Here is a 7,716-nt window from a genome sequence, read left to right on the forward strand (position 1 = left end):
AGGCGACATCGTCGGCGATCTTGACGCCCTTGGCGTTCACCCATGGCCCCTTGCCGATGCGGTCGCGGGCGTCGGTGTCGCTGGTCGACAGATAGGCGGCCCAACTTTTGCCGGTGACGCCGGCGGCTTCCGCCAACGACGCGCAATGCGCGTCGGCGCCCTTGAGGCCGCCGAGGTCGGCACCCTTGCCGGAACCGACACTGGTGACGAAGAAGCTCATCTTGGCATCTTGCGAGTAAGCGGCGCCCGCGGCTGCGATCAGGGTGGCGGCGGTGGCGAGAAGCAGTTTACGCATGTCGGTCCTCCGGTTGGTCTTCGACGGGTTACATCAGAAGAAACGTTGCCGGAGGCCTGTTTAATCCCTACGCATGTCGCCTAAAAGTATGCAGTGGTTTTTGGGAAACCGACATGCGGCAAAAAAGGCTCTAATTTTATTCCGGCTGGCGATAGGCGACGAACCGATTGTGCTTGGCCTGGAAGATCAATCCGGTCTCTTTCAGGTCCGGGCTGGCCAGCGGCACGATGCGTTTGGCGATCTCGGAGGGATGCGGCAACGTCTCGGGATCTTCGCCCGGCACTGCTTGGGCACGCATGGCGGTGCGGGTGGCGCCGGGGTCGGCGGCATTGACCCGGAGCGGCAGGCTCTGCGTCTCATGCGCCCAGGAGCGCATCATCGTCTCCACCGCGGCCTTGGAAGCCGCGTAGGGTGCCCAGAAGGCGCGCGCCGAGTGCGCTGCGTTGGAGGACAGGATGATCGCTCGTCCAGCATCGGAGAGCCGCAGCAGGGGGTCGACGGAGCGGATCAGCCGCCAGGTCGAGGTGACGTTGATGGTCATCACCTTCTCGAAGGTTTTTGCTTCGACATGACCGATCGGCGAGATGACGCCGAGCACGCCGGCATTGGCGACGAGAATGTCGAGCTTGCCCCAGCGTTCGTGGATGGCGCCGCCCAGGCGGTCGATACCGGCCATGTCGGCGAGGTCGAGCGGCACCAGTGTCGCCTGGCCGCCGGCCGCCTTGATCTGGTCGTCGAGCTCTTCCAGCCCTCCGACAGTGCGCGCCACCGCAATGACATGCGCGCCGGCGGCAGCCAATTCCTTGGCAATGAAATAGCCGATCCCGCGCGAGGCGCCGGTGACGACCGCAACGCGGCCGGAAAGGTCGAGGGTCATGCGATGGATTCCGGGAATTTGACTAACGCTGATGACGGTCCGGCCTACGTCCCGCTCGTCGCCAGCAGCGACAGCGTGCGCACATTGTCGTGGCCTTCGAAGTCGAGCAGGCGGGTTGGATACTGGCCGGTGAAGCAGGCATCGCAGAATTGCGGCTGGTCGTTATCGCGGCTGGCCTCGCCGACCGCGCGGTAGAGCCCGTCAATGGTGAGGAAGCCGAGCGAATCGACGCGAATGAACTCGGCCATCTCCTCGATCGACATGCGCGATGCCAGGAGCTTCGATTTCTCCGGCGTGTCGACACCGTAGAAACAGGAGGCGCGTGTCGGCGGTGAGGCGATGCGCATATGCACCTCCTTGGCGCCGGCGTCGCGCACCATCTGCACGATCTTCTGGCTGGTGGTGCCGCGCACGATGCTGTCGTCGACCAGCACCACGCGCTTGCCCTCGATCATGCGGCGGTTGGCATTGTGCTTCAGTTTGACGCCCATGTGGCGGATCGAATCGCCCGGCTGAATGAAGGTGCGGCCGACATAATGATTGCGGATGATGCCGAGTTCGAAGGGAATGCCTGCAGCCTGGCTGAAGCCGATCGCCGCCGGCGTGCCCGAATCCGGCACCGGCACGACGATGTCCGCCTCGACCGGGCTTTCAACCGCCAGCTCGGCGCCGATGCGCTTGCGCACCTCATAGACGTTACGGCCTTCCACCGAGGAATCCGGCCGCGCGAAATAGACATATTCGAAGATGCAGAAGCGGGTCTTCTGCGGCTCGAAGGGGAACAGGCTCTCGATGCCCTTGGAGGTGACGACGACCATCTCGCCGGGCTTCAGGTCGCGAACGAAACGCGCGCCGATGATGTCGAGCGCGCAGGTTTCGGAGGCCAGGATCCAGGCGCCGTCGAGATCGCCGAGCACCAGCGGCCGGATGCCGAGCGGATCGCGGCAACCGATCATCTTCTTGGCCGTCATCGCCACCAGCGAGAAAGCGCCCTCGACCTGCCGCACCGCATCGATGAAACGCGAGTTGAGGTCGCGCTCCTTGCTGGTGGCGACGAGGTGCAAAAGCGTCTCGGTATCGGAGGTGGAGGAGAAGATCGCGCCTTGCTTCTGCAGCGCGCGCTGCACGGTCATGGCGTTGGTCAGATTGCCGTTGTGGGCGACGGCGAAGCCGCCATCGGCCAATTCGGCGAAAAAGGGCTGGATGTTGCGCATGCCGGCGCCGCCAGTCGTGGCGTAGCGGGTATGGCCGATGGCGCGGTTGCCTTGCAGGCTGTCGATGACGCGCTGCTTGGTGAAGGTGTCGCCGATCAGGCCGACATGGCGTTCGACATGGAACTGGCTGCCGTCGTAAGAAACGATGCCTGCCGCTTCCTGGCCACGATGCTGCAGCGCATGCAGGCCCAGTGTGACGATGGCTGCCGCGTCCTGCCGGCCGAAAATGCCGAACACACCGCATTCGTCGTGGAAATGGTCGTCGGCCTCGGCGGAAAGCACGTCGTCTGCGTCTGCCATCTTAAGCTCCGCTAAAATCGCCATATAATGCGGGTTCGCGCCGAAAGCAACGCGGGCCGTGCGGTCGTTCACACCATCGTCGGATCCTGACGCCGTTTTCGGCGTCAGTTTGCCGGCGCCGCCGGTGCCGGAGCGTTGTTGGCCGGAGGTGTTGCGTCATTGTCGTCAGGCGCTGGCGTGTTGGCATCGTCGCCGCCCGCCGGAGCATCCGCAGCCGGTGCGTCCGGAGCAGCTGGCGTCTCGGCGGCCGGCTGATTCGGATTGAGCTTCTTGAGAATCGCGTTTTCCGGATCCTCGGGCAGCAGGCTTTCGAGCTTGGCGCCGATCTGCTCCAGCAGCGGCCGCGACTTGGCCTCCGTGACCCAGGCCGGTGCCTTGGCGCCAGCCAGCCAGTTGAAGAACAGCAGGGCGACGGCGACGACCAGGATGCCGCGCGCGGCGCCGTAGAGGAAACCGAGCGTACGGTCGAGCGCGCCGATCCGCGAATCGATGATCCAGTCGGCGAGCTTCATGGTGATGACCGATACGACGATCAGCGCGACGATGAAGACGACGCCGGCGGCGGCCGCCATGGCGATCTTTTCATTCTCGATGTAGGGCGCGAGGTAAGGCACAACCGGCTTGTAGAAGAAGAACGCCGCCGCTGCCGCCGCTGCCCAGGAGACGACGGACAGGACTTCGCGCGAAAAGCCGCGAACCATGGCGAGCATCGCCGAGACCAGAGTGAAGCCGACGAGAATTCCGTCAAGCAGCGTAATCGGCATGTCTTTCGCCCCACTCCATGAGCCGCATTATAGCGCGGAACATCGGGCTCTGGGTCCGATGCTCTAATCTTCTTCGTCCACGCGGCTTCGGCGTGAGCCGGCTATGCGTGCCACGAGGTCGGCAAGCTCGGTCGGCTGGAAAGAACCGGCCCCGATCCCCCCGGCCAGTTCCCCGCTGCCCGAAGGCAGAACCGCGCTTCCAAAACCCAGCTTTTCGGCTTCCTTGAGGCGCTGTTGCGCATGCGCAACCGGCCTCACGGCGCCCGAAAGGCTGATTTCGCCGAAATAGACGCAATCGGCGGGAAGGGCAAGACCGGTGAGCGAGGAAACCAGGGCGGCCGCCACTGCCAGATCGGCCGCGGGCTCCGAAATCCGGTAGCCTCCGGCGACGTTGAGATAGACATCGTGGCTGCCGAAGCGCACCCCGCAATGGGCTTCGAGAACTGCCAGGATCATAGACAGCCGGGCGCCGTCCCAGCCGACGACGGCGCGGCGCGGCGTGCCGAGCGAGGAGGGTGCGACCAGTGCCTGGATCTCGACCAGCACCGGCCTTGTCCCCTCCATGCCGGCGAAAACCGCGGCCCCGGGCGATTTTGCATGGCGCTCGCCAAGGAAAAGCTCGGACGGATTGGCAACCTCGCGCAGGCCCTTGTCCGACATTTCGAAGACGCCGATCTCGTCGGTCGGTCCAAAACGGTTCTTCACCGTGCGCAGGATGCGATAGTGATGGCCGCCTTCGCCCTCGAAGTAGAGCACGGCGTCGACCATATGCTCGACGACACGCGGCCCCGCGATCTGGCCTTCCTTCGTGACATGGCCGACCAGCACGATCGCAGCACCCGTGGATTTCGCATAGCGGATCATCGCCTGGGCGGCGGCGCGCACCTGTGTGACGGTGCCCGGTGCCGAATCGGCAAGGTCGGTCCACAGCGTCTGGATCGAATCCAGGATGACGAGATCAGGCCGCTTGCCGTCGGCGATCGTCGCCAGGATGTCCTCGACATTGGTCTCGGCGGCAAGTTCCACCGGAGAAGAGGCGACGCCAAGCCGCTGCGCCCGCAGCCTGATCTGCGCGACCGCCTCTTCGCCCGAGACATAGACGATGCGGTGGCCCTTTGACGCCAGTGCCGCGGCCGCCTGGGTAAGCAGCGTCGACTTGCCGATGCCGGGATCGCCACCGACCAGCAGCGCCGAACCGCGCACGAAACCACCGCCGGTGGCGCGGTCGAGTTCGCCAATGCCCGAAATGATGCGTGGCGCGTCCTCGATATCGCCGGACAGCGTGGTCAGCACCACCGCGCGGCCTTTGCGGGCGTTGCGCGTGTTGGCTGGTCCTGAGCCGATGCCGCCGGAGGTGCCTTCCTCGACCAGCGTGTTCCACTCGCCGCAGGCATCGCATTTGCCGGCCCAGCGCTGATGCACCGATCCGCAACTCTGGCAGATGAATTGGACCCGGGATTTGGCCATCAGTTTATCGGTTCCAAGAGGTATTTCTGGCGATCCGAATAAATCGGCAAAGCCTCTTTGATCGCGTCGAAATGCATGCGGCGCTGTCCGTTGTTCACGGCCCAATTGTCGTATGCTGACCAACACGCGTGGATGAACAAGCCGACCGCCAAATCGTTGTCTCGCTTGACTTCTTCGTGCAGTGTTTCCAGCAGTCGCCTAAGTCCTAGGGAGAGGCGGTGGTCCTGAAGCCGATGCATGACAAGGAATGCACACCCGATCGCAGCGAGAGACGTGTCATGCTGAGACTCCACGGACCAACGTTCCAAAAGGCCAAGCAGATCATCAATGTCGGAGGTCTTGCCCAGCTTCCAAATGCGGTAGAGCCCGGCAACTGCCGCGCTGCGGGTATAGTCTTCGACATGCTTGGCAAGGAATTTCCTCACCAATTCAATGTTCCCGGGCGTCGGTTCGCTTGAATAGCAGAACACCAGCAAACCGGCATGCGATTGAGGACGAGAAATTGACCCGGCTGATTTCAAATAATCAGTGAGTTGCTCGCGTTCTTCCTCGGAGATTTCGTACTCTTCAAATTTCATCCTCTGGTAGATATTGCTAAAGTCCAATCGGTTGCTCCGCGACCATGCCTACTCGAACCTTTCCGGCAGATGATGCTCCTCGGCGAGGTCGGAGAAGCGGGTGAACTCGCCTTGGAAGGCAAGGCTGACGGTGCCGGTCGGTCCGTGGCGCTGCTTGGCGATGATCACTTCGGCCTTGCCCTGGACTTCGACCATCTTTGTCTCCCAGGCGAGATGCTCGGGCGTGCCTTTCTCCGGCTCCTTGTTCTTGATGTAATATTCCTCGCGGTACACGAACAGCACCACGTCGGCGTCCTGCTCGATCGAACCCGATTCGCGCAGGTCGGACAGCTGGGGATGTTTGTCGTCGCGGCTTTCGACCTGACGCGAGAGCTGTGAGAGGGCGATGATTGGCACGCCGAGCTCCTTGCCGAGTGCCTTCAATCCGGTAGTGATCTCGGTGATTTCCTGGACGCGGTTCTGCGACGCCTTGGCGGATGAACCCTGCATCAGCTGGATATAGTCGATGACCATCAGGTCAAGCCCGCGCTGACGCTTGAGGCGGCGGGCGCGCGCCGCAAGCTGGGCAATGGAAATACCGCCCGTCTGGTCGATATAGAGCGGCCGTTTATGGTTCTCCTGCGTGTAGGCAACGAGCTTGCCGAAATCGGCCTCGGTCAGATCGCCGCGCCGGATTTTCGACGATGGGATCTCGGTCTGCTCGGAGATGATGCGGGTGGCCAGCTGCTCCGACGACATTTCGAGCGAGAAGAAACCGACGACGCCGCCATTGGCCGCCTTGACCGAACCGTCGGCCTGCTGGGCAGGCTCATAGGCGGCAGCGATGTTGTAGGCGATGTTGGTGGCCAGCGACGTCTTGCCCATGCCCGGACGGCCGGCGATGATGATCAAATCCGAAGGCTGCAGGCCGCCCATGCGGTGGTCGAGATCGCGCAGGCCGGTGGCAATGCCGGACAGGTGGCCATCGCGCATATAGGCCGCGCTGGCCATGTCCACGGCATTCTTCAACGCATCGGAAAAGCTTTCGAAACCGCCGTCGTAGCGGCCGTTTTCGGCCAGCTCGAACAGCCGCCGCTCGGCATCCTCGATCTGTTCGCCGGGCGCCATGTCGACCGGCGCGTCATAGGCGATGTTGACCATGTCCTCGCCGACCGTGATCAACGCGCGGCGCGTCGCAAGGTCATAGATGGCGCGGCCATAGTCCGTGGCGTTGACGACGGTCACAGCCTCGACCGCCAGCCGCACGACATATTGCGCCATCGTCATGTCGCCGACCTTCTCGTCGGCGGGCAGGAAGGTTTTCAGCGTGATCGGCGTCGCGACCTTGCCCATACGGATGAACTCGGACGCCACCTCGAAGATCTTGCGGTGCAGCGGCTCGTAGAAATGGCTGGCCTTGAGGAAGTCCGAGACGCGATAGAAGGCGTCGTTGTTGACGAGGATGGCGCCGAGCAGCGCTTGCTCGGCCTCGATGTTGTTGGGCGCTTCACGATAAAGCGGTGTTTCCGCCACGCCGAATTTTCGCGCTGCTTCTGCCATGATATCCCCGATTTCGATCCCGGCCTTTCGATATCAGAACGTGACAAGTCCATGCTGACTTATCTGCACCAGTGCCTGTCCAATCAGCTTTGATACCCGCGATTCACAGCCGAGTTTTTTCGGTGGAAAGAATCACAATTGACTCGAATCGAAAGAATGATTGTAGCGCATCTATAGGGAGAACAAAACGAGAAAACAAGAATGGTGCCCTGTGCAGCCATCCCGCTCAAAGCTGACCGAGTCGCCCCTCGATGAACCGGCGTTCCGCCGGTTGCCGGGTCAACTCGATCGCCCGCCGGTAGGAGGTCCTTGCCGCTTCGGTCAAGCCAAGCCTGCGCTGCATGTCTGCTCGCGCCGCGTGCGCCAGATGGTAGCCGTCCAGCCCGCCTTGTGCCATGACCGCCTCGATTTCCGCCAGTCCGGCCTGCGGGCCGTCGCGCATGCCTATGGCCGCGGCGCGGTTGAGTGCCACGACCGGTGAGGGGTCGACGCGGCCGAGCACATCGTAAAGCGCGACGATCTGTACCCAGTCGGTCTCCGCCGTGCCTGCCGCCTCGGCGTGGACGGAAGCAATGGCCGCCTGCAGGATATACGGTCCGATGCGGCGCGAAGCGATCGCCCGACCGATCAGGCCGTCGGCCTCGGCGATCAGCGAACGGTCCCACAGCGTGCGGTCCTGATC

The 7,716-nt window shown here is 63.1% G+C and carries 6 protein-coding genes and 2 pseudogenes; all 8 read right to left on the reverse strand.

The window, feature by feature from the left end:
• Nucleotides 1-295, reverse strand: a pseudogene (locus EN749_RS25595) (hypothetical protein); the annotation flags it as partial.
• Between the two features lie 136 nt (nt 296-431).
• Nucleotides 432-1,172, reverse strand: coding sequence for an SDR family NAD(P)-dependent oxidoreductase (locus EN749_RS25600; RefSeq protein ID WP_013532529.1), 741 nt, complete (start codon nt 1,170-1,172; stop codon nt 432-434).
• Nucleotides 1,173-1,216: 44 nt separating this feature from the next.
• On the reverse strand, nt 1,217-2,686 hold the full coding sequence (purF, locus tag EN749_RS25605) for an amidophosphoribosyltransferase (protein ID WP_013532528.1): 1,470 nt from the start codon (nt 2,684-2,686) through the stop codon (nt 1,217-1,219).
• Between the two features lie 104 nt (nt 2,687-2,790).
• Nucleotides 2,791-3,450, reverse strand: a complete 660-nt coding sequence (locus EN749_RS25610; protein WP_127267853.1) for a CvpA family protein — start codon at nt 3,448-3,450, stop codon at nt 2,791-2,793.
• Nucleotides 3,451-3,513: 63 nt separating this feature from the next.
• Nucleotides 3,514-4,917 carry a DNA repair protein RadA gene (gene radA / locus EN749_RS25615; protein WP_013532526.1) on the reverse strand — a complete coding sequence of 468 codons (1,404 nt, stop codon included), beginning with the start codon at nt 4,915-4,917 and terminating at the stop codon, nt 3,514-3,516.
• Nucleotides 4,917-5,522: a hypothetical protein gene (locus EN749_RS25620; protein ID WP_128364208.1), complete on the reverse strand. Its 606-nt coding sequence runs from the start codon at nt 5,520-5,522 to the stop codon at nt 4,917-4,919. Before EN749_RS25620 ends, radA begins: the two co-directional genes overlap by 1 nt.
• Before the next feature lie 21 nt (nt 5,523-5,543).
• The gene (locus EN749_RS25625; RefSeq protein ID WP_126068580.1) at nt 5,544-7,034 is read right to left on the reverse strand and encodes a replicative DNA helicase; all 1,491 of its coding nucleotides are present in this window, start codon (nt 7,032-7,034) and stop codon (nt 5,544-5,546) included.
• A gap of 226 nt (nt 7,035-7,260) precedes the next feature.
• Nucleotides 7,261-7,716, reverse strand: a pseudogene (locus tag EN749_RS25630) (RNA polymerase subunit sigma-24); the annotation flags it as partial.

The organism is Mesorhizobium sp. M7A.F.Ca.ET.027.02.1.1 (assembly GCF_004022985.1).
Classification (GTDB): Bacteria; Pseudomonadota; Alphaproteobacteria; order Rhizobiales; family Rhizobiaceae; genus Mesorhizobium.